The 19,105-nt window shown below is 58.3% G+C and carries 19 protein-coding genes and 1 pseudogene; 15 read left to right on the top strand and 5 right to left on the bottom strand.

What is annotated here, in order from left to right; genetic code table 11:
• Positions 1 to 199: 199 nt before the first annotated feature.
• Together ACP7CZ_RS06090 and ACP7CZ_RS06095 are read left to right on the top strand one after the other, a co-directional pair.
• Positions 200 to 871 (top strand): response regulator, encoded by a 672-nt coding sequence (locus ACP7CZ_RS06090; RefSeq protein WP_014717358.1) that lies wholly within the window; start codon positions 200 to 202, stop codon positions 869 to 871.
• Positions 864 to 2,249, top strand: a complete 1,386-nt coding sequence (locus tag ACP7CZ_RS06095) for a sensor histidine kinase (protein ID WP_054897613.1) — start codon at positions 864 to 866, stop codon at positions 2,247 to 2,249. The genes ACP7CZ_RS06090 and ACP7CZ_RS06095 overlap by 8 nt, the downstream gene beginning before the upstream one ends.
• Here the strand turns inward: ACP7CZ_RS06095 and ACP7CZ_RS06100 are convergent, their stop codons facing one another.
• Together ACP7CZ_RS06100 and ACP7CZ_RS06105 are read right to left on the bottom strand one after the other, a co-directional pair.
• Positions 2,250 to 3,071 carry an HDOD domain-containing protein gene (locus tag ACP7CZ_RS06100; RefSeq protein WP_034126564.1) on the bottom strand — a complete coding sequence of 274 codons (822 nt, stop codon included), beginning with the start codon at positions 3,069 to 3,071 and terminating at the stop codon, positions 2,250 to 2,252.
• A gap of 35 nt (positions 3,072 to 3,106) precedes the next feature.
• Positions 3,107 to 4,048 carry a YgfZ/GcvT domain-containing protein gene (locus tag ACP7CZ_RS06105; RefSeq protein WP_054897612.1) on the bottom strand — a complete coding sequence of 314 codons (942 nt, stop codon included), beginning with the start codon at positions 4,046 to 4,048 and terminating at the stop codon, positions 3,107 to 3,109.
• A 141-nt stretch (positions 4,049 to 4,189) separates the two neighbouring features.
• Here ACP7CZ_RS06105 and ACP7CZ_RS06110 point away from each other — a divergent pair, with 141 nt between their 5' ends.
• Positions 4,190 to 4,444 (top strand): succinate dehydrogenase assembly factor 2, encoded by a 255-nt coding sequence (locus ACP7CZ_RS06110; RefSeq protein WP_003189444.1) that lies wholly within the window; start codon positions 4,190 to 4,192, stop codon positions 4,442 to 4,444.
• The gene (locus tag ACP7CZ_RS06115) at positions 4,428 to 4,874 is read left to right on the top strand and encodes a protein YgfX (RefSeq protein ID WP_054897611.1); all 447 of its coding nucleotides are present in this window, start codon (positions 4,428 to 4,430) and stop codon (positions 4,872 to 4,874) included. The genes ACP7CZ_RS06110 and ACP7CZ_RS06115 overlap by 17 nt, the downstream gene beginning before the upstream one ends.
• Here ACP7CZ_RS06115 and ACP7CZ_RS06120 read toward each other — a convergent pair.
• Positions 4,843 to 5,034: pseudogene (locus ACP7CZ_RS06120) on the bottom strand (L-aspartate oxidase); the annotation flags it as partial. The gene ACP7CZ_RS06115 and the pseudogene ACP7CZ_RS06120 sit on opposite strands and share 32 nt — an antisense overlap.
• A gap of 43 nt (positions 5,035 to 5,077) precedes the next feature.
• On the opposite strand from ACP7CZ_RS06120, the gene ACP7CZ_RS06125 reads away from it, so the two are divergent.
• From ACP7CZ_RS06125 to ACP7CZ_RS06155, 7 genes are all read left to right on the top strand, one after another.
• On the top strand, positions 5,078 to 6,520 hold the full coding sequence (locus tag ACP7CZ_RS06125; RefSeq protein ID WP_140915187.1) for a tyrosine-type recombinase/integrase: 1,443 nt from the start codon (positions 5,078 to 5,080) through the stop codon (positions 6,518 to 6,520).
• Between the two features lie 28 nt (positions 6,521 to 6,548).
• Positions 6,549 to 6,926 carry a hypothetical protein gene (locus tag ACP7CZ_RS06130; RefSeq protein ID WP_056790528.1) on the top strand — a complete coding sequence of 126 codons (378 nt, stop codon included), beginning with the start codon at positions 6,549 to 6,551 and terminating at the stop codon, positions 6,924 to 6,926.
• Positions 6,927 to 7,022: 96 nt separating this feature from the next.
• On the top strand, positions 7,023 to 7,631 hold the full coding sequence (locus tag ACP7CZ_RS06135) for a hypothetical protein (RefSeq protein WP_140915188.1): 609 nt from the start codon (positions 7,023 to 7,025) through the stop codon (positions 7,629 to 7,631).
• Between the two features lie 472 nt (positions 7,632 to 8,103).
• Positions 8,104 to 8,817 carry a hypothetical protein gene (locus tag ACP7CZ_RS06140; protein ID WP_140915189.1) on the top strand — a complete coding sequence of 238 codons (714 nt, stop codon included), beginning with the start codon at positions 8,104 to 8,106 and terminating at the stop codon, positions 8,815 to 8,817.
• Between the two features lie 190 nt (positions 8,818 to 9,007).
• Positions 9,008 to 9,298 carry a hypothetical protein gene (locus tag ACP7CZ_RS06145; RefSeq protein WP_140915190.1) on the top strand — a complete coding sequence of 97 codons (291 nt, stop codon included), beginning with the start codon at positions 9,008 to 9,010 and terminating at the stop codon, positions 9,296 to 9,298.
• A gap of 195 nt (positions 9,299 to 9,493) precedes the next feature.
• A complete protein-coding gene (locus ACP7CZ_RS06150; protein ID WP_254989464.1) occupies positions 9,494 to 9,922 on the top strand; it encodes a hypothetical protein in 429 nt (142 codons plus the stop codon).
• A gap of 59 nt (positions 9,923 to 9,981) precedes the next feature.
• A complete protein-coding gene (locus ACP7CZ_RS06155) occupies positions 9,982 to 11,025 on the top strand; it encodes a hypothetical protein (protein ID WP_140915192.1) in 1,044 nt (347 codons plus the stop codon).
• A 614-nt stretch (positions 11,026 to 11,639) separates the two neighbouring features.
• Here ACP7CZ_RS06155 and nadB read toward each other — a convergent pair.
• Positions 11,640 to 13,247, bottom strand: coding sequence for an L-aspartate oxidase (gene nadB / locus ACP7CZ_RS06160; protein WP_140915193.1), 1,608 nt, complete (start codon positions 13,245 to 13,247; stop codon positions 11,640 to 11,642).
• Between the two features lie 460 nt (positions 13,248 to 13,707).
• On the opposite strand from nadB, the gene rpoE reads away from it, so the two are divergent.
• The 4 genes from rpoE to ACP7CZ_RS06180 all read left to right on the top strand — a co-directional run bounded on the left by rpoE (position 13,708) and on the right by ACP7CZ_RS06180 (position 17,556).
• A complete protein-coding gene (rpoE, locus tag ACP7CZ_RS06165) occupies positions 13,708 to 14,289 on the top strand; it encodes an RNA polymerase sigma factor RpoE (protein WP_003172477.1) in 582 nt (193 codons plus the stop codon).
• A 32-nt stretch (positions 14,290 to 14,321) separates the two neighbouring features.
• Positions 14,322 to 14,909, top strand: a complete 588-nt coding sequence (locus ACP7CZ_RS06170) for a sigma-E factor negative regulatory protein (RefSeq protein ID WP_034126575.1) — start codon at positions 14,322 to 14,324, stop codon at positions 14,907 to 14,909.
• Between the two features lie 16 nt (positions 14,910 to 14,925).
• Entirely contained in the window at positions 14,926 to 15,885 is a 960-nt protein-coding gene (locus tag ACP7CZ_RS06175; RefSeq protein ID WP_089041243.1) for a MucB/RseB C-terminal domain-containing protein, read from the top strand.
• Between the two features lie 234 nt (positions 15,886 to 16,119).
• Positions 16,120 to 17,556 carry a DegQ family serine endoprotease gene (locus ACP7CZ_RS06180; RefSeq protein WP_294155770.1) on the top strand — a complete coding sequence of 479 codons (1,437 nt, stop codon included), beginning with the start codon at positions 16,120 to 16,122 and terminating at the stop codon, positions 17,554 to 17,556.
• Between the two features lie 68 nt (positions 17,557 to 17,624).
• Here the strand turns inward: ACP7CZ_RS06180 and ACP7CZ_RS06185 are convergent, their stop codons facing one another.
• Complete coding sequence (locus ACP7CZ_RS06185) at positions 17,625 to 19,058, bottom strand: M48 family metalloprotease (protein WP_003189458.1); 1,434 nt, start codon at positions 19,056 to 19,058, stop codon at positions 17,625 to 17,627.
• Positions 19,059 to 19,105 lie beyond the last annotated feature (47 nt).

Consider the following 19,105-nt stretch of genomic DNA (forward strand, 5'->3'; position numbering starts at 1 on the left):
AACGCTTCGAGGCGTTTTTCGGGCGCTACGGGTCAGGCAACTCGGCGGGCATAGACCACCGTGGTTGGATGCTAAAGGGCGAAGCTTTCACTAACCTTTCAATCGCCTTTCAATGTTTTCGGGCTTCACAGGCCAGGTTGCGGCTGTAAACTGCCGGGCAAAGCGTGGCGTCGACCACCCCTGAACGAGGTAGAAATCCATGCGTGTCCTCCTGGTTGAAGACCATTTGCAGCTCGCCGAAAGCGTGGCCCAAGCGCTCAAGAGCATGGGTTTGACCGTTGATGTGTTGCATGACGGCGTGGCGGCGGACCTGGCCTTGAGCAGCGAGGAATACGCCGCGGTGATCCTGGACGTAGGGTTGCCGCGCCTGGATGGTTTCGAGGTGCTCGCACGTTTGCGGGCACGTGGAAAAAACCTGCCGGTGCTGATGCTGACTGCTCGCAGTGATGTAAAAGACCGCGTGCACGGCCTGAACCTGGGCGCCGATGACTACCTGGCCAAACCGTTTGAACTCACGGAACTCGAAGCACGGGTCAAGGCACTGTTGCGGCGCAGCGTGCTGGGCGGCGAGCGTCAGCAAACCTGCGGTGTGCTGGTGTACGACCTCGACACCCGGCGCTTCACGGTCGCAGGCGAGCTGATGACCTTGACCTCCCGAGAACAAGCGGTGCTCGAAGCGTTGATCGCCCGGCCGGGGCGCGTGATGAGCAAGGAACAATTGGCGTCCCAGGTATTCGGCCTGGACGAGGAGGCCAGCCCCGACGCCATCGAAATCTACGTGCATCGCCTGCGCAAGAAGCTCGATGGCCAACCCATCGCCATCGTCACCTTCCGGGGCCTTGGCTATTTGCTGGAAGCCCGTGATGCATAAGCCCAGCAGCCTGCGCTGGCGCTTGCTGTGCAACCTTGCGTTATTGCTGGTGTTGTTGATGCTCGCTAGCGGCATGAGCGCTTATTGGAACGGTCGCGAAGCCGCCGACACCGCTTATGACCGCACGCTGCTGGCCTCGGCACGCACCATTGCCGCCGGCTTGACCCAGGTGGACGGCACCCTCAGCGCCAATGTGCCCTATGTGGCCTTGGACACTTTTGCCTACGACAGTGCCGGGCGCATTTATTACCAGGTCAATGATATTGATCAGAAACTGATTTCCGGTTACGAAAACCTGCCTGGCCCGCCGCCTGGCACGCCCCGCACCGACGATTATCCAGCCTTGGCGCGGTTCTATAACGCCATGTACCTGGGCCAGCATGTGCGCGTGGTGAGCCTGCTCAAGGCCGTCTCGGAACCGAACATGAACGGCATGGCCGAAATTCGTGTTGCGGAGACCGACGAAGCCCGGGTGGCCATGGCCCGCAGCCTGATGGCCGATACCCTGCTGCGTCTGGGCATGCTCGCCATCGGTGCGTTATTGCTGGTGTGGTTCGCGGTGAGCGCCGCACTGCGCCCGCTGGAACGCCTGCGTACGGCCGTGGAAGAGCGCCAGCCTGATGACCTGCGGCCTCTGCCATTAGTGGAAGTTCAGGATGAGTTCGGCCCACTGGTGCGCTCGCTCAACCATTTCACCGAACGTTTGCGCGGGCAGTTCGAGCGCCAGGCGCAGTTTATTGCCGACGCTGCCCACGAGCTGCGCACGCCCCTGGCGGCGCTCAAGGCCCGGCTGGAACTGGGCCTGCGTGCCGAAGAACCAGCCACCTGGCGCAGCACCCTGGAAACGGCCGCCCAGGGCACCGACCGCCTGACGCACCTGGCGAATCAATTGTTGTCCCTGGCCCGCATCGAAAACGGTGCCCGCGCCATTGCCGAAGGCGGTGCGCAACTGCTCGATTTAAGCCAATTGGCCCGTGAGCTCGGTATGGCCATGGCGCCGCTGGCCCACGCGCGGGGCGTGGCCCTGGCACTGGAGGCCGACGAGCCGGTATGGCTGCGCGGCGAACCAACGCTGTTGAATGAGCTGCTGAGCAACCTGGTGGATAACGCCTTGGCCCATACCCCGCCCGGCGGCAACGTCATTCTGCGAGTGAAGGCCCCAGCGGTGCTGGAAGTCGAGGATGACGGCCCAGGCATCCCACTGGATGAGCGGGACCGGGTGTTCGAACGCTTTTATCGACGCAGCCAGCAGGGCATGGGGTCGGGCTTGGGGCTTGCGATTGTCGGGGAGATTTGCCGTGCGCACCTGGCGCAGATCAGCCTGCATGATGGCGAGCTGGCGGGGCTAAAGGTACGCGTGAGTTTTATCGCGGGTTGATCAGTAAAACATCGAGCGCGCTTCGTCCAGTTCACTGCGCAGGGCGTCGCTGTGCAGGTCTATGCGCAACTTCATGAGGGCCGGCAAGGCGGTAATCGGCACGGTTCCCAGAGGGTGGTCGGTGCCGCGGTGGCAGTACAGCGCGGCGACCTGCACCAGGTCGACGTAGTCCAGGCTTGCAGAGTCGCGTGTCAGGTCCAGGTATTGGCCCGGCACGTTCACCAGCATCTCAGGGAAGTCCCAGACCCGCAGCAGCTTGTCCCCCAGCACCGGGTGGATGCTGTCGATGACGTGGTTGAGGCTGACGGGGTCGGCCAGCAGCTCATAGTGATCCTCGGCGTACGTGAGGATCGGCAGCACGCCGATCTGATGCACCAGGCCACCCAGCGCCGCCTGGTCTGGCTTGAGCTGGCTGTGGCGACGGCACAAGGCGTAGCTCACGCCTGCCACCTCCAGGCTGCGGCGCCACACGTCGCGCATTTTCTGTTCGACCACCTCGGAGCGGGCGTGAAAGATCTGCTCCATCACCAGGCCGATAGCCAGGTTGCTGCTGTAGTTGGTACCGAGCCGGGTGATGGCGGTGTGCAGGTCGGTGACTTCCTGGCTGGCCCGTAGCAACGGGCTGTTGACCACTTTGATCAGGCGCGCCGACAGGGCCGTGTCACGACTGATCACTTTGCTCAGGTGGCTGATGCTGATGTCCGGGTCTTCGGCGGCCTGGCGAATTTTCAGGGCCACCTCCGGCAATGTCGGCAGAACCAGGTCATCGTTGTCGATGGCCGTTACCAACGCTTGTTGGACTTTTTCCGCCAGCTTGTTCATTCATGCTCTCTAGGGTGCTGCAAAAAGTACGGCGATTAACGCTGGATCTCGCGGTCACGGTCCAGTTGGTAGGGTAGGTCAAGCAGATTCAAGCCCGGGCCCTCGAGGGTGCCCAAGCGCACGTCGCCACTGTCGGCAGCTTCGGCTTGCAGCACGGCGAGAAGTTCAATCGACTGGTCGGCTTTTGCTGCGATGACCACTTCCCCGATCGCGCTGTTATGGCTCGGGGAAAATAACGGAGTGCCTGGCTCGGGAAGCTCGTTGGCCTCCAGGCTCAGGCGATACAGGCGCCGCTTGAGTTTGCCCAGGTACTGCATGCGCGCGACGATTTCCTGGCCGGTGTAGCAGCCTTTCTTGAAGCTGACGCCGCCCACGGCCTGCAGGTTGAGCATCTGCGGAATGAACAGCTCGCGCGTCTGGGGCATCACCTGGCCGATACCGGCACGGATCTGACCAAGCAACCAGGCATTCAAGTCAGCCTGTTGCAACTGCGCGGCCAATTGGCTGCGCACGGCGTCGGCGTGTTCGGCAGGTACCCAGAGTTCGGCACGGCCCGGGGAAACGCGGACGGCAATCAATGCCTCGTTGCGTGCCACGCTATCCGTCTCGACCGGCAGCGCGAGGCCCAGGGCGCTCAGGGCCGCGTCTGCGTTCGCCAAGCCGAAGCGCGCCCAGGCAGCGCTTTCGTCGGTGAGCTTGGATTTGGAGAACACCGCGTACTTTTTCAGATCCGCCAACTGCGGCTCAAGCAACTCGGTGGCCATGGCCAGGAGCACGCCATCACCCTGCAGCAGGATGCGGAAGCTCGACTGCATCCGGCCTTTTTGCGTGCAGCGCGCGCCCAGGCTGGCCTGGGTATCACTCAGGTAATTGAGGTTGCAGGTCAGTTGGCCCTGCAGGAACTTGGCAGCATCAGAGCCGCGGACGGCGAGAACGCCTTCGTGGGACAGGGGGCAGAAAAAAGCGGAGTCAGCCATGGGTCATCGCAGGTCAAAAAGTCATGGGGTGCATCATAGAGGGGCGTCCGGCAAATGCATAGTTTCCATATAGGGCGACCAAAGCCGACTGTTCCAGTGTCGTCGGGGCTGTATACTTGCGCTCTATTTTAGGAGGGCTCCATGGTCGAAGATGTAGAAATCAATCGCCTCTACTGGCACAGCCGTCGCGGTATGCTGGAGCTGGATGTGTTGCTGGTGCCTTTCACCAAAGAGGTGTATGCGACGCTCAATCAGGTGGACCGCGACCTCTACGTCAGGTTGCTCGAGTGCGAAGACCAGGACATGTTTGGCTGGTTCATGGAGCGCGCCGAATCCGAAGACCCGGAGCTGCAGCGCATGGTTCGGATGATCCTGGATCGTGTCCAGCCCAAGTAATCGTTTCGAATGCTGCTGGCAGGCCTCACGGCTGTTGCTGGCGGCCTATGTGCTTGCCCAGCTGGTCGCACTGGGCAGCCTGCTGGCTCTCGACCTGCCTTATTCAAGCCTTGGCATCCTGCTATGCCTGGCTCATTGTGCCTGGGTATTACCGCGGCAAATCCTGCTCACTCACCGTTCGTCGATTCGTGGCCTGCGCCGTGACGACGATGGCTGGCAGTTATGGAGCGCCGCACGCGGGTGGCACCCAGTGCAGCTGCGGCCCGACAGCCTGGCGTTGCCGCTGATCGTGGTGTTGCGTTACCGAGTGCAGGGTGAACGGCGAGTGCGGTCCATCTGCGTGCCAAAGGATGCGCAGGCCGCCGATGTGCACCGGCGCCTGCGGGTACGCCTGAAGTTCAGCCGCCGTAGGTGGTTGGCACCAGGATAGTGTCCCGGGCTTCGGGCAGCATCTGTGGGTAGTCGAGGGTGTAATGCAGGCCGCGGCTTTCCTTGCGCTCCATGGCCGACCGGATCATCAGCTCGGCCACTTGGGCCAGGTTGCGCAACTCGATCAAGTCGCGGCTGACCTTATAATTGCTGTAGAACTCGACCCTATGAGGCTAAACCCAATGGATACAGGGGTTTCAGCCGATGACCGTCAACCACCGCTCCCAAAGCGGGACAAACCTGTTACAAACTGCGCTCGCCAAGCCGTACCACTATCGCCGGTCTGGTCGCTATTACCTTCGCCTTCGCCCTCAAGGAACCGTTAAGGGCTTCTTCACACTGTCACTCAGGACTACCGACAAGGCCACCGCAATGACCATCTCCGAAGACATCCTCTCGACCCTCAAGGCCTACCACTTGGACAACCCTGAGGCGTCATGGGACGAACTTCGTGAGCGCTTGATTGAGTTCGCTGAGTACAACCTGACGATGGCACACGGTGACAGCTCACTGGTCGCTTACGAGATGATCAACGATGAGCATCACTTGGCGCTTCGTAAGGCCTCCGCGAAGCTACCCTTGAGCATCAATCAGCAACGGGCAGTGAGCAAGGCACTTGAGATCCTTGAGGCCTCACAGGAGCGTATGCGGGGGCGTTCAGGGAAGCTGGTCGAGATCGTGAAGGACCTCAATGGGGAACCTTGTGGCACGCCTTTGGCCCTCTCCCTGCCTATATCTGTAAACGCTTCCCCAGCTTTGACCTTCAAGTCCCTTTCTGCGCTGTACATGGAGGAACGCAAAGACAGCATTGAGGCCAGCACCATGCGTGACGTGAAGTCATCGTGTGAGGCTATCAGCGTGATCCTGGGCGACTTGGACATGCGGGGTCACACTCGGGAAGACATGAAGAACCTTCGGGACAAACTGCTTGAGGACCGCAAAGGTTCCACTGTGAATAAGCTAATGACCCGGCTATCAACGGTGATGGATTGGGCTGTGAATAACGGGTACCTCACCAAGGGCTTCGATAAGGGACTGAAGCTATCCAAGGACGCTGACAGTTCCCGTGAGGCGTTCTCTCAGGATCAAGTAAAGGCCCTGATGGCTTACGCTAAGTCGCTTCCAGTGGACGCTTGGCAGCGCTGGGCGTTGTCCCTTGGAGTGATCACTGGGACCCGTATTGAGGAGCTGAGGCAGTTGACCAAGGCTGACGTTAAGCAGGTTGGGGGCGTGTGGGTCATCGACATCAATAGGAACGATGGCAAGACAGCCAAGACCAAGAATGCTCTGCGTGTCATACCGCTAACTGACGGTGCCTATGGCTTCGACCTTCAGGCCTTCCGTGAGTTTGTCGATAGCTCCGACTCCCGGCTGTTCAAATTGGGCGCTGGTCAGTTCTCAAACGTGCTTAATGGTGCGCTACGAGATGTCCTAAGCTTGAACGCTGATCGGACCCAGACCTTCCACTCATTGCGTCACTCTCTGGCCGGTGCCTTGAAGGCCGCTGAGGTGCCTGTGGGGACCGCTGAGTCCATCTTGGGACACGCTTCAGGTTCGATTAGCTATGACCTGTATGGGGCAGGGAGCGCCGTGGCTATTGAACGGATGGCGGAAGCTCTGGTGAGCGCGTTCCGTATGGCCTTATGATATTGCTGAAAATTGAATGGAGTCGGCTATGAGAAACCTTGATTTATACGGAATTGCTAAGGTCAACAGCGAGCTACAGGCGCGCGCGATAGTAGTGGATCGAATTCCGTCTCTTGGTGAAAAAACAGCTCGAATTATGGCTTGGCAATGTTTCATTCAAGATCAGATAAATTTAGAAGACAGCAACGAGCGAACCTCGAACCTTGCGCGAATTAAACACGGTGAGGCTATAGCTGCTTTTTGGGAAACCGGCGACGAGATGGACGTTGACTCAAATACGTTTGTTTCGTACTTTTTCGATGAGCTTGGTGTCATTAACCGCAAGGTCACCAAAAAGGGTGTGCAGATAGCTTTCTATATCTTCGTCGCCCTCGGGTTATTCGGTTTGTACAAGCTCTTTTCCTGAGCGACGGTTTAGTTACACCTTCGATGAAGATCCAAAAACCCTCACAAGAACACGGTGGCCGCAACGGTCGCCAATTTGATCTTGTGAGGGCACCCTATGACTTTGCTTACTCAACCCGGACCACTTCACCGTCACGTTGATTATGAGACGGGGCACATCCTCCACACTGATCCGACCACGGGCGAGGTCATCACTCAAAGGGAGATGGTCAGGCCCAAGAATCCTGAAGCGCAGTATCAAGCCTGGACTGCTGAGCGTAGGGCTGATAATCGCCTCGCGGCGGACCATGGCAATGTCACCCTGTCAAAGGTTGAACCAACTGCTGAAGCTGTCGAGCCAGCCAATTCAGTCCGTGGCAGACCCAAGACCAGTTTTGCTAATCCAGTAGCTGCCTACATGTACCTTCTCGCGTTGCCTAACCTACTGCCGTGGGTCGATCACATCATCACGGGGTCGATCATCACCAGTGCCGGGGTTACGAATGGCAAGATCAACGTAAAGGCCCGTGCAGTCATCGGTGCGTTGTTCGCCACGGAGATCACGGCGGAGGCCTGCAAGACCGGCGAGATCAGTTTACGGACCGCACAGCGCATCGCCAAGGCTGCCCGACATGCTGCTCATGGGATCGCCTCCTACGTCGAGCGGTACCCTTCAATCAAGGCTGAATTGGACTCGGAGGCTCTATTCCGGGCCTTTCAGACTTAACGCCGGATAATATAAAAGAAACCTTTATGACCCAGCTCTTTAAGGTCTGGGGGGTAAAACTCTGAGTTTCTCAATGCGGACTCCCTGGGATGAAGGTGGACCCAGGGTGAAGGGATTTGCTATTGCAAAATAATCCCTACTCATGGAGTGGACTTTAAGATCCCATAAGGAACTCCCTCCCTTTGGGTCTGCCACGGGTCTCGCCATCCGGTACGGACTTCATCATTCCCAAAGGAATCGAAGCGGTTCGTCAAGTGGATTTAAAAACCCTCACAATAACAGGGACAGCTCGGTTTATTCTGAAATAAATATCAGCAGCCATTCCCTGGTCACACACGCCCGTCGCTGGGCCAACCATCAATCCAGTCTTTCTGATAGTGCCTTCCATGCCACGTCGGGTCCCTTTGTCGGGGTCTGGATGCTCGGCTGTGGGTGCGACCTGGAGGGCACTACCAAAAAGGACACGACAACTATGCTAACCAACAACCAGACCGACCTGCTGCCCATTGTGATTGAGGGTCAAATCTTCAAGCCGAACGCCGAGGGCCTGTGGAGCCTGAATGAGATCCACAAGACCTTGAACCTTTCGGAGGCTAAGCGACCGTCCGAGTGGAGTAACGCTGTGTCTGCCGAACTGCTCGCTTCCGGAAATTTCCGGAAGGTGGACAAGGTGGGTTCGTTCGCAGATGAACTGGGGGCTATCGCTTACGCTATGTGGGTTTCAACCGACTTTTATCTGATGGTCGCGGGTGCCTTCCTTGCCATGCGTAACAGTGCCGTTCGTGAGCTGCGTCAGAAAGATGCCCTCTTGGACGCTAATATGCCCAAGGCTACGACCCTCGACCTGAAGGCCCGTGGCGCTGGTCTCACATGGACTGAGGCTTGCCGTGTGGCGGGCGTACAGCAGCCCCGTTTGGCCCTTGCTGAATTGGTCAAGATGAAGTGGTTCGTCTATCCAGTGGACAGCTTTGGTAGCCCTGAAGGGTCCCCAAGGCCGAAGAAACAGGGCTTTGCGGTCGGTGCTTTCGTGAAGGTCTCGACGGACTTCGGTAACAAGGAGGGATGGCGGGTCAAGCCGCGAGGTCTCGACTGGCTGAATAAGCACGCCGAGGAAGTCAACCTACGGGTAGTCGCGACGAAGGCCCTCAAGGCAAAAGCCAAGCGGCCTAAGGAGGTGACCCGATGAAGGCGTTAATGCCCTCAAATCTGAGGCCATTGAGTAACCGCCAACGCCACCTACTTTGCCTGACTCTGAAACTAATGCTCGCCGGGGTCCCTGAAGAGGATCGTCGCGCCATCATCGAGCGGAGGCTTCACTACTATCGGGAGGCACGTAAGCGTCAGCGCTATGCGTATCACCAGCGGGAGCCTCGGCCATGACCTTTGCCGACCAGCTCAACGCATTCTTTATGTCCCCTTCAACTCGAACAAAGCTGATCACCCTGCGCACAATCTGGCGTGATTGGCATGTCCGCGAACAGGTCATCACCAACGATGAATATGGAGTGGACTACCAGAAACTTATAGGACACCTGAAGGCGACCAATCCGGTCATGGTCTCATTTGTTGAGTCCATCACTACCACAACCAGTATGAACCTCGATGCAGTAATGCGTGCCCCTATGCGAATCCCACTAACCCGCCAACCGATCACTTCCACGCTTTAACTTACCGCCGTCCGCCATCGGCACCCGGATCACACCCGCCAAGCTACAGACCCGTGATCGCACTAACTAACCCAAATCCAGAAGATATTGATCATGACCTTGAGAGGCCCGTGTGGCTACTCCTTGCCATCTGGTCACGTTGCCTCTATGCGGCAAGGCCATGAATCAATGTCTCGATGTAGGAGACCCAACACTATGCAACTGAATATCCAAAACGTAACCCCTGAAACTGTCGAAGTACAAGGTCAGGTCGTGGCCCGTGCTTACGCTGAGGGCGTGATGCTGGCTACCCTGATTGCCACAGCGGGAACCAATAAGCCTGCCCAGGAAGTCATCGTAAGCCAGTACCTGGACGCTGGTCTGAGCGCTGCTGCGTTCCCTCAAGTCATTCGAGCCATTCAGGTCCGTAAGGCCCGTGAAGCGCAGGAAGCTGAGAGTCGCCAACGCGAGGCTCGTGAGCATGAAGAGCGCGTCAAGTCCTACGAGTCCACCCCCTTGGACGAAGCACGACGCCGTGCCAAGCGCCAAGTCCGTGAAGACCAATACAGAGCTATGGGTAATGCCATTCGTAGCGCCAACGGTCGTAGCGACTTCTCGTCTGCTAATTGGCTTGAGAACAGCTAAGTCTCGCCGTCACGTCGCCCACCTACCTCTACTTCATTCTATTTCAGGAGACCAATCTCATGTCCAACCCATCCAAATCTACAGATCACCGCGACCAACGCGACCGCTACAGCGTGCCGACTTCCTATGAGACTGCCGTATGGGGCAATGGTGGTAACCTTCAGTTCACCACCCAGGCCTCTATGGGCGCCCAGGCGACTGACTCAAGTGTCCTGGCTCAGGTCATCACCCAAGCCATGGACGAATTCTTCAATGGTGGCGAATGGCACGACGACGCTGTCGATGCGATCCCCTGTGAGTTCCGCCCGAAAGGAACCGAGCCGACCCCTGTACAATTGGTCAACATGGTCAATCGTAACCTTGAGTTCGATCCTCGCCAGTCGATCTACGACACCTCGACTATCGCCAAGGGCGAAGCGGTTGCCGGCGACTTCATCTTCACTGAGCCGACCAATACCGCTGCATTCTTCTCGCACCGCTTCACCCTTCTGGATGCCCACGTTGTTGCTGGCTTCACTGGCAACGGCATGGAGCAGATGATGGACAAGATGCTGGCCGACTTCGAGAAGGCCTGTGGTTCTACCGTTGTGGACATCCTCATTAAGTCCCCAAGCACTGAGGTCAAAGAAGTCACCATTGCGGGTGCTTCGCCACGCGACCGTGCTGAAGACTGGATCGACGCCTTGACCCTGAGCATCAACCAATCGGTTGGTAACTCCTTGAGCGACTTCGTGTTGCTGATGCACATGACCGAACAAGCTGTTCTTGAACGTGCCGCCCAGCGTGCTGGCGTGGATGACGTTGAGGACCTGTTGGGTTGCCGTACTCAGTTCTACTCGGGCACCAACCGGGGCGTCTTCATGCTGCCTAAGGGCTTTGCCTCGCTGTCGTTCCGCCATGATCAAGAAGGTGACGTATGGGCGATTCATGCAAGCCGTAACGCTGGAGTGCAGGGCTGGGACTTTGAGGTGAGCGGTGTGGCTGACGTAATGGCTCAGGCCAAGGTCAGGATCAAGCTGGCAAACCCTGAAGACCCTACTGAGAAACTGCAAGTAGAGGTCGTGGACTTTCCGCTGATCACCCGTGTGGTCGTCAAGCCGTAACACCCGCTGTATCCATGAGGTCCGTAATGGGCCTCGTGGGCGAGCTGTTTAGTTGCTATGCTTGGGCATCGACCATGTTACGGCAAGGCCAGCCATGAGTTTTACTCTCTGTTATACCTACAAGGACAAACGGGTGGTTACGAAGATACAAGTCGATCACCTGACCCCATATGCAGCCGTTTGCTTTGCCCTGCTCCAGTCAGGGGCCACCAACGACTCAAGTGGTGGAGGCTGGCCTAAATCCTATGAGGGCATCCTTGAGATTGCCACTCAATACGGTCTCACAAACCTGACGGTTCACCGATCCCTTAACTCTTAGGACAACTTCATGGACACGTTTAGCGCGGCCTACGGGCCTGCGTTGGTGTTCATGTGGCCTTCTGGCTGTATGGGTGCCTCAAGGGCACCTCATGAGGATCTGGCACAAAAATCTGAGTGACCACCTGTAACTACTAACCTGCGCGCTTACCCCCATAGGCCCTCGCATGCTCGCTCAGGCGCACGATAAGGACCCTTGCGGGCAGGTGATAAGGACCTCAGCGTTGGGACAAATGTGCGCCAAAGCTGTTACAAACTGGGGCCCCATGGTGCTACGCTATGGCTCCTAACGTGCCTCATTTGTCGGGTGTAAGGATCGTATCCTTCGCCTCTGGCAGCAGCTCTGGATAGTCCAACGTGTAGTGCAGACCCCGAGATTCCTTACGTTCCATGGCAGACCTGATCATCAGTTCCGCTACCTGGGCAAGGTTCCTCAGTTCAATCAGGTCTCTGCTTACTCGGTAGTTGCTGTAGAACTCGTCGATCTCATCCAGCAGCAAGCGCACCCGATGTTGCGCCCGTTGCAGGCGTTTGTTGGTGCGCACGATGCCCACATAGTCCCACATGAAGCGCCGCAGCTCGTCCCAGTTGTGGGCGATGATCACATCCTCGTCCGAATCGGTGACCTGGCTCGCGTCCCAGCGGGGCAGGGCGGCCGGTACCGGGATGCGCGGCAGTTGCTCAAGAATGTCCGCTGCCGCCGAGCGCGCATACACGAAGCATTCAAGCAATGAATTGCTGGCCATGCGGTTAGCGCCGTGCAGGCCGGTGAAGCTGGTTTCGCCGATGGCATACAGGCCCGGTACGTCGGTGCGGCCATGCTGATCGACCATCACGCCACCGCAGGTGTAGTGCGCGGCCGGTACCACGGGGATCGGGCCCTTGGTGATGTCGATATTGAAGGTCAGGCAGCGTTCGTAGACGGTCGGGAAGTGGGTCTTGATGAAGGCTTCGGGCTTGTGGCTGATGTCCAGGTACACGCAGTCGATACCCAGGCGCTTCATTTCGTGGTCGATGGCGCGGGCGACGATATCGCGTGGTGCCAGTTCGGCGCGTGGGTCGAAGCGCTGCATGAAGCGTTCGCCGTTGGGCAGCTTCAAATGTGCGCCTTCGCCGCGCAGGGCTTCGGTGATCAGGAAGCTCTTGGCCTGCGGGTGATACAGGCACGTGGGGTGGAATTGGTTGAACTCCAGGTTGGCGACCCGGCAGCCCGAGCGCCAGGCCATCGCTATGCCGTCGCCGCAGGCACCGTCGGGGTTGCTGGTATAGAGGTAGACCTTGGCGGCGCCGCCCGAGGCGAGAATGGTGAAGCGTGCGCCATAGGTATCGACTTCACCGCTGGTGCGGTTGAGTACGTAGGCGCCCAGGCAGCGTTCGCCCGGCAGGCCCAGGCGTTTTTCGGTGATCAGGTCGACGGCGACGCGCTGCTCCAGCAATTGGATATTTGGACGTTGGCGGGCCTGGTCGAGCAGGGTCTTGAAAATCGCGGCCCCGGTGGCATCGGCAGCGTGAATGATTCGGCGATGGCTGTGGCCGCCTTCGCGGGTCAGGTGGAACTCAAAGCCACCGTCGTCGCTGCCGGCATGTTCATCGCGGGTGAAGGGTACACCTTGGTCGATCAACCATTGGATGGCTTCCCGGCTGTGCTCGACGGTGAAGCGCACGGCGTCTTCGTTGCACAGGCCACCGCCGGCGTTAAGGGTGTCTTCGACGTGGGATTGCACGGTGTCTGTGTCGTCCAGCACCGCAGCAACGCCGCCCTGAGCCCAGAAGGTCGAGCCGTTGGCCAGGTCGCCTTTGCTCAAAACCGCTATACGCAAATGGCTGGGCAGGGTCAGGGCCAGGCTCAAGCCGGCGGCGCCGCTGCCGATTACGAGGACATCGTGTTGAAACTGTTGGCTCATTTGACGGATTCCGCAAAAAGCGATCCAAAGGGGGGCGCAAACAGGACGCCTGGATCGGCGAATCAAAGGGTCACACGGGCCACTAGTATATAGAGGGGTGGAGCGGCACAATAGCCACGCCTTCGTGGCATTGTGAGATTATGCTGCGCAGCTTTGGGAAACGGCCGGTTGGCGGGACGGGAACTTTTTGCATAAGCCCCGACTCAATAGCAGGTTGCCCGAAAGCTGGGAAAACGTTGAGTTTATTGGCCCGTCGGGAGCATTGGACGCGTCACGAAACCGGCGACAAGATTATTCGCGCAGCCGGCACCGACCGTGCTGCGTTTTTCGTGTGTGCCAAATCAGTGCATGCCGGAAACTTGCTTGAAGGGGGAGAACTTTTGCGAAAAGCCCGAGTCTATGTTTGCAAGCCTGATCGTTTAGTTATGCAAGCCTCCTTCAAGTACAACGAGGAGTGTTCATGCTAACCCAGGAAGAGGATCAGCAGCTGGTCGAGCGCGTACAGCGCGGTGATAAGCGAGCATTTGATCTGCTAGTGCTGAAATACCAGCACAAAATTCTCGGGTTGATCGTGCGGTTTGTGCACGACACCCATGAAGCGCAGGACGTTGCGCAGGAAGCCTTTATCAAGGCTTACCGTGCACTTGGAAATTTCCGCGGTGACAGTGCGTTTTACACGTGGCTATACCGCATCGCCATCAACACGGCGAAAAACTATCTGGTGTCACGCGGTCGCCGCCCACCAGACAGTGATGTCAGTTCAGAAGATGCTGAATTCTACGATGGTGATCACGGCCTCAAAGATCTCGAGTCGCCGGAGCGTGCATTGCTGCGCGACGAGATCGAAGGCACCGTCCATCGCACTATTCAGCAACTGCCAGAAGATTTGCGTACGGCGTTAACTTTACGTGAATTCGATGGTCTGAGTTACGAAGACATTGCGAGCGTCATGCAATGTCCGGTGGGGACTGTGAGGTCGCGGATTTTCCGGGCCCGGGAAGCCATCGACAAAGCCTTGCAACCGTTGTTGCAGGAAAACTAAAGACAGCGGCGACAGCCAAGAGAGGAACCGCCATGAGTCGTGATGCCCTGCAGGAATCGCTGTCCGCAGTGATGGATAACGAAGCGGATGAACTGGAACTTCGTCGAGTGCTCAACGCATTTGATGACGCCGAAACCCGTGATACCTGGTCTCGTTACCAAGTCGCTCGGGCGGTGATGCACAAGGATCTCCTAATCCCTCGTCTGGATATTGCTGCGGCCGTTTCTGCTGCACTGGCTGATGAAGCCGTTCCGGCAAAAGCCTCGCGTGGTCCGTGGCGCAGCCTGGGTCGTCTGGCAGTGGCCGCTTCGGTGACTGTTGCTGTGTTGGCAGGTGTTCGCCTGTACAACCAGGACGAGATCGCAGGCAACGAGCTGGCCCAACAGACTCAGCAACCGGTCATGGCCGGTCCGCAAGTCAAAGGTCCGGCCGTGCTGGCTGGCTACAAGGAAAGCACTGATACCACCGGCCCTATGGCTAATGGTGTACTTCAGGGGCAATCCGGCTGGCAGGATCAGCGCCTTCCAGGCTACCTGCGTCAACATGCGCAGGAATCGGCTGCCAAAGGCACTGACAGCGCTCTGCCATACGCTCGTGCAGCAAGCCAGGAAAACCGCTGATTCGCTAAGGAGCCCTATGCGCGCCATACCGCTCCTTACGCTTTTGCTCAGTAGTTGGTTTGCACTATCCGCCCATGCCGATGAAGCCCAAGACTGGCTGATTCGACTTGGGCGTGCAGAGCAGCAGCAAAGCTTTGAAGGTACGTTTGTCTACGAACGTAACGGCAGTTTTTCTACCCATGACATCTGGCACCGTGTCCAGAATGGTCATGTCCGTGAACGCTTGTTGCAACTTGACGGCTCCGCCCAGGAAGCGGTCAGGGTTGATGGTCGGGCACAATGTGTCAGTGGCACGTTGGCAGCTGGTCTCGGTCAGTCACCTGAGGCACCCTCGCGTATTCTTGATCCAAAAAAACTCACTTCATTCTATGACCTGGCCGTTATTGGCAAATCGCGCGTGGCCGGTCGTCATGCGGTGATTGTGTCGATCAGCCCGCGTGATCCCTACCGTTATGGGTTTGAATTACACCTGGACCGTGAAACTGCGCTGCCGCTTAAATCCTTGCTGCTGAATGACCAAGGGCAGTTGTTGGAGCGTTTTCAGTTCACCCGTCTGGATGCTTCGGCCATTCCTTCTGACCAGGACTTGCAGCCCAGCGGCGACTGTTCGCCGGTAACGATGTCCGCCGCTAAATCACCTGAGCTGTCTGCCACGCAAAAGTGGCATCTGGACTGGCTACCGCCTGGTTTCCAACAGATCAGCAGCGCTACGCGCAAAGATGCCCAAACGAAATCTACCGTCGACAGCCTGATGTATGACGATGGGCTCGCGCGTTTTTCGGTGTTTCTTGAGTCAGCCAACGGCGCCGATGTGAATGAAACCCGCGCTCAGCTTGGGCCGACCGTGGCAGTATCCCGGCGTTTGAATACGGTAGATGGCGAAATGATGGTCACGGTGGTGGGCGAAATTCCCATTGGCACTGCTGAGCGCATCGCGTTGTCGGTGCGTGGTGAAAAGGCCGCCGCCAAGCCCTGAGATTGTTAATCTTATGTTCATCCTGGTCTATCAATCTGGGCCCGAATTTCGTTGGGTGCTGGGCGTATGAAATCTCTGGATCAGCATTTTCACTTGCAAAAACTTCCCATGTTTTTTATAGGTCAGGGTTTGATGGCTCTGGCCTTGTTTGTTCGCGGAACAAAAATGCCGCTCGCAGTATCCGGCGTTTATTGAACCCTGTCGCTTAACCCTGCTCGTCGTAACGGGAGCTGTATGTCGATACCACGTTTGAAGTCTTACTTATCCATAGTCGCCACAGTGCTGGTGCTGGGCCAGGCCTTACCTGCGCAAGCGGTCGAGCTGCCTGACTTCACCCAACTGGTGGAGCAGGCCTCGCCTGCCGTGGTGAACATCAGTACCACGCAGAAGCTGCCGGATCGCAAAGTCTCGAACCAGCAGATGCCCGACCTGGAAGGCTTGCCGCCCATGTTGCGCGAGTTCTTCGAACGCGGGATGCCGCAACCTCGCTCTCCTCGTGGCGGCGGTGGTCAGCGCGAAGCCCAGTCCCTGGGCTCCGGCTTCATCATTTCGCCTGACGGCTACATCCTCACCAACAACCACGTGATTGCCGATGCCGACGAGATTCTCGTGCGCCTGGCCGACCGCAGTGAACTCAAGGCCAAGCTGATTGGTACCGATCCACGTTCCGACGTGGCTTTGCTCAAAATCGATGGCAAGGACTTGCCGGTGCTTAAACTGGGCAAGTCCCAAGATCTGAAGGCTGGTCAGTGGGTGGTCGCGATCGGTTCACCGTTCGGCTTTGACCACACCGTTACCCAAGGCATTGTCAGCGCCATCGGTCGCAGCCTGCCAAACGAAAACTACGTGCCGTTCATCCAGACCGACGTGCCGATCAACCCGGGCAACTCCGGTGGTCCGCTGTTCAACCTGGCCGGCGAAGTGGTGGGGATCAACTCGCAGATATACACCCGCTCCGGTGGCTTCATGGGCGTGTCCTTCGCGATCCCGATCGATGTGGCCATGGACGTCTCCAATCAGCTCAAAAGCGGCGGCAAGGTCAGCCGCGGCTGGTTGGGCGTGGTAATCCAGGAAGTGAACAAGGACCTGGCTGAGTCCTTCGGTCTCGACAAGCCGGCCGGTGCCCTGGTTGCGCAGATTCAGGACAATGGCCCTGCGGCCAAGGGCGGCCTGAAAGTCGGTGACGTAATTCTGAGCATGAACGGCCAGCCGATCATCATGTCGGCGGACTTGCCTCACTTGGTCGGCGCGCTCAAGGCCGGCGGCAAAGCCAAGCTGGAAGTGATTCGTGATGGCAAGCGCCAGAACGTCGAACTGACCGTTGGGGTAATTCCGGAAGAAGGCGCGACCCTGGACGCCCTGGGCAACGCCAAGCCAGGCGCCGAGCGCAGCAGTAACCGCCTGGGTATCGCCGTCGTTGAACTGACCGCCGAGCAGAAGAAAACCTTCGACCTGCAAAGCGGTGTCGTGATCAAGGAAGTGCAGGACGGCCCAGCCGCCTTGATCGGCCTGCAACCGGGTGACGTGATCACCCACTTGAACAACCAGGCAATCGATACCACCAAGGAATTCGCCGACATCGCCAAGGCGTTGCCGAAGAATCGCTCGGTGTCGATGCGCGTCCTGCGTCAAGGCCGTGCCAGCTTCATCACCTTCAAACTGGCCGAGTAATCCGCTAGACCTATAAAAAAGCCCCGCTGCCGGTTAACGGCAGCGGGGCTTTTTTGTGGGCGGCGGGTTCAGCTCATCATGCCTTTCACCAAGCGCTCCTGTTCGATCAGCTCACGCTGACGGGCGTCGATGCGTGAGGACAACGGGAAGTTATTGCCGGCGCGCCGCTTGGCAAAGTCCAACTGCTGGATGGCTTGCTGGAAATCCCCCACCAATGCGAAATATTCGGCGCGAGCCTGATGCAGGCCAATGATGTTGCCGGACAAGCCGCGAGTCTCGGCGACCTGATACCACACGTCCGGATCGTCCGGTCGCGACTTGAGCAGCCCATCCAGTGCCTTTTCTGCATCGGCGGTACGGTTCTGTTTAAGCAGCAGGTCTACCCGCACCTGGTTCAGCGGATAGTTGCTGGGGTACTGGGTGAGCATGCGGTCGGTACGTTGCTGCGCATCCGGCATGCGGTTGCTGGTGATGTCCAGTTCGATTTGGGCCAGGTTGTAGGTAATGTCATTGGGCGCCTTGGCCAACAGCGGCGCCAGGCTTTCCCGCGCTTCTTTGAGTTGAGTACCCTTGATCTGAGCGATGGCCAGGCCATAACGCGCAACGTCATTTTTAGGGTTCTCATCCAGCTGCGCCTGGAAGCGCTTGGCGGCCAGACCAGGTGTGTCTTCGTACTTGAGCTGCACCCGTGCGCGAATCAGTTGATAGCGCAGGCTGTCTTCCTTGCCGCCAGGTTTGGCTTGTTCGGCGCGGTTGCGGGTGTCGGCGATACGCGATTCGGTTACCGGGTGAGTCAGCAGGAACTCCGGTGGCTTGGCGTCGAAGCGGTATTGGCGCATCAGCCGTTCGAACATCGTGGGCATGGAGCGCGGGTCGTAGCCGGCTTTCTCCAGGTTGAGGATGCCGATGCGGTCGGCCTCTTGCTCGTTCTGGCGAGAGAAGCGGCGCTGTTCCTGGATCGCGGCGGCTTGTGAGCCGGCAATCGCGGCGATACCGGCATCGCCGGCACCCGCAGCGGCGGCGATAATGCCGCCAAGCAGGGCCGCCATCATCGGCAGTTGCATGCGTGATTGCGCTTCTACGCCTCGGGCGAAGTGACGCTGGGACAAGTGCGCCAGTTCGTGGGCCAGTACCGACGCGTATTCACCTTCGGTCTGTGCATTGAGAAACAGGCCGCCGTTGACCCCGACGATCCCACCGGGAGCCGCAAAGGCGTTGAGCTGTGGGCTGTTGATCAGGATGAATTCCAGGCGCCGGTCATTGACCTGGCTGGTCTCCACCAGCTTGTACACGCTGGTTTCAACGTAATCCTTGAGTTGCGGATCATTGAGTTGCGAAACCTGGCCGCGCAGGTAGGCCAGCCAGGCTCGGCCCAATTGGTATTCCTGTTGCGGCGAGACTATGGCAGAGCTGGCGTCACCAAGTGACGGCAGGTCGTCAGCAAAGGCCGGGGAGGCCAGCAGGCAGGCCAGCGTCAGCAGGGTAGGGCGCAAAAAAGTCATGCACAAAGCCTTTCGACAAAGAGCTTACTGTAGCCGGACACTGAGCT

Source organism: Pseudomonas sp. DWP2-2 (assembly GCF_049897065.1).
Classification (GTDB): domain Bacteria; phylum Pseudomonadota; class Gammaproteobacteria; order Pseudomonadales; family Pseudomonadaceae; genus Aquipseudomonas; species Aquipseudomonas paracarnis.

Excerpts from the sequence above, each read along its gene's own strand:
- ACP7CZ_RS06090 (WP_014717358.1), top strand. The coding sequence starts at position 200 with ATGCGTGTCCTCCTGGTTGAAGACCATTTGCAGCTCGCCGAAAGCGTG.
- ACP7CZ_RS06095 (WP_054897613.1), top strand. The coding sequence starts at position 864 with ATGCATAAGCCCAGCAGCCTGCGCTGGCGCTTGCTGTGCAACCTTGCG.
- ACP7CZ_RS06100 (WP_034126564.1), bottom strand. The coding sequence starts at position 3,071 with ATGAACAAGCTGGCGGAAAAAGTCCAACAAGCGTTGGTAACGGCCATC.
- ACP7CZ_RS06105 (WP_054897612.1), bottom strand. The coding sequence starts at position 4,048 with ATGGCTGACTCCGCTTTTTTCTGCCCCCTGTCCCACGAAGGCGTTCTC.
- ACP7CZ_RS06110 (WP_003189444.1), top strand. The coding sequence starts at position 4,190 with ATGGTCGAAGATGTAGAAATCAATCGCCTCTACTGGCACAGCCGTCGC.
- ACP7CZ_RS06125 (WP_140915187.1), top strand. The coding sequence starts at position 5,078 with ATGACCGTCAACCACCGCTCCCAAAGCGGGACAAACCTGTTACAAACT.
- ACP7CZ_RS06130 (WP_056790528.1), top strand. The coding sequence starts at position 6,549 with ATGAGAAACCTTGATTTATACGGAATTGCTAAGGTCAACAGCGAGCTA.
- ACP7CZ_RS06135 (WP_140915188.1), top strand. The coding sequence starts at position 7,023 with ATGACTTTGCTTACTCAACCCGGACCACTTCACCGTCACGTTGATTAT.
- ACP7CZ_RS06140 (WP_140915189.1), top strand. The coding sequence starts at position 8,104 with ATGCTAACCAACAACCAGACCGACCTGCTGCCCATTGTGATTGAGGGT.
- ACP7CZ_RS06145 (WP_140915190.1), top strand. The coding sequence starts at position 9,008 with ATGACCTTTGCCGACCAGCTCAACGCATTCTTTATGTCCCCTTCAACT.
- ACP7CZ_RS06150 (WP_254989464.1), top strand. The coding sequence starts at position 9,494 with ATGCAACTGAATATCCAAAACGTAACCCCTGAAACTGTCGAAGTACAA.
- ACP7CZ_RS06155 (WP_140915192.1), top strand. The coding sequence starts at position 9,982 with ATGTCCAACCCATCCAAATCTACAGATCACCGCGACCAACGCGACCGC.
- nadB (WP_140915193.1), bottom strand. The coding sequence starts at position 13,247 with ATGAGCCAACAGTTTCAACACGATGTCCTCGTAATCGGCAGCGGCGCC.
- rpoE (WP_003172477.1), top strand. The coding sequence starts at position 13,708 with ATGCTAACCCAGGAAGAGGATCAGCAGCTGGTCGAGCGCGTACAGCGC.
- ACP7CZ_RS06170 (WP_034126575.1), top strand. The coding sequence starts at position 14,322 with ATGAGTCGTGATGCCCTGCAGGAATCGCTGTCCGCAGTGATGGATAAC.
- ACP7CZ_RS06175 (WP_089041243.1), top strand. The coding sequence starts at position 14,926 with ATGCGCGCCATACCGCTCCTTACGCTTTTGCTCAGTAGTTGGTTTGCA.
- ACP7CZ_RS06180 (WP_294155770.1), top strand. The coding sequence starts at position 16,120 with ATGTCGATACCACGTTTGAAGTCTTACTTATCCATAGTCGCCACAGTG.
- ACP7CZ_RS06185 (WP_003189458.1), bottom strand. The coding sequence starts at position 19,058 with ATGACTTTTTTGCGCCCTACCCTGCTGACGCTGGCCTGCCTGCTGGCC.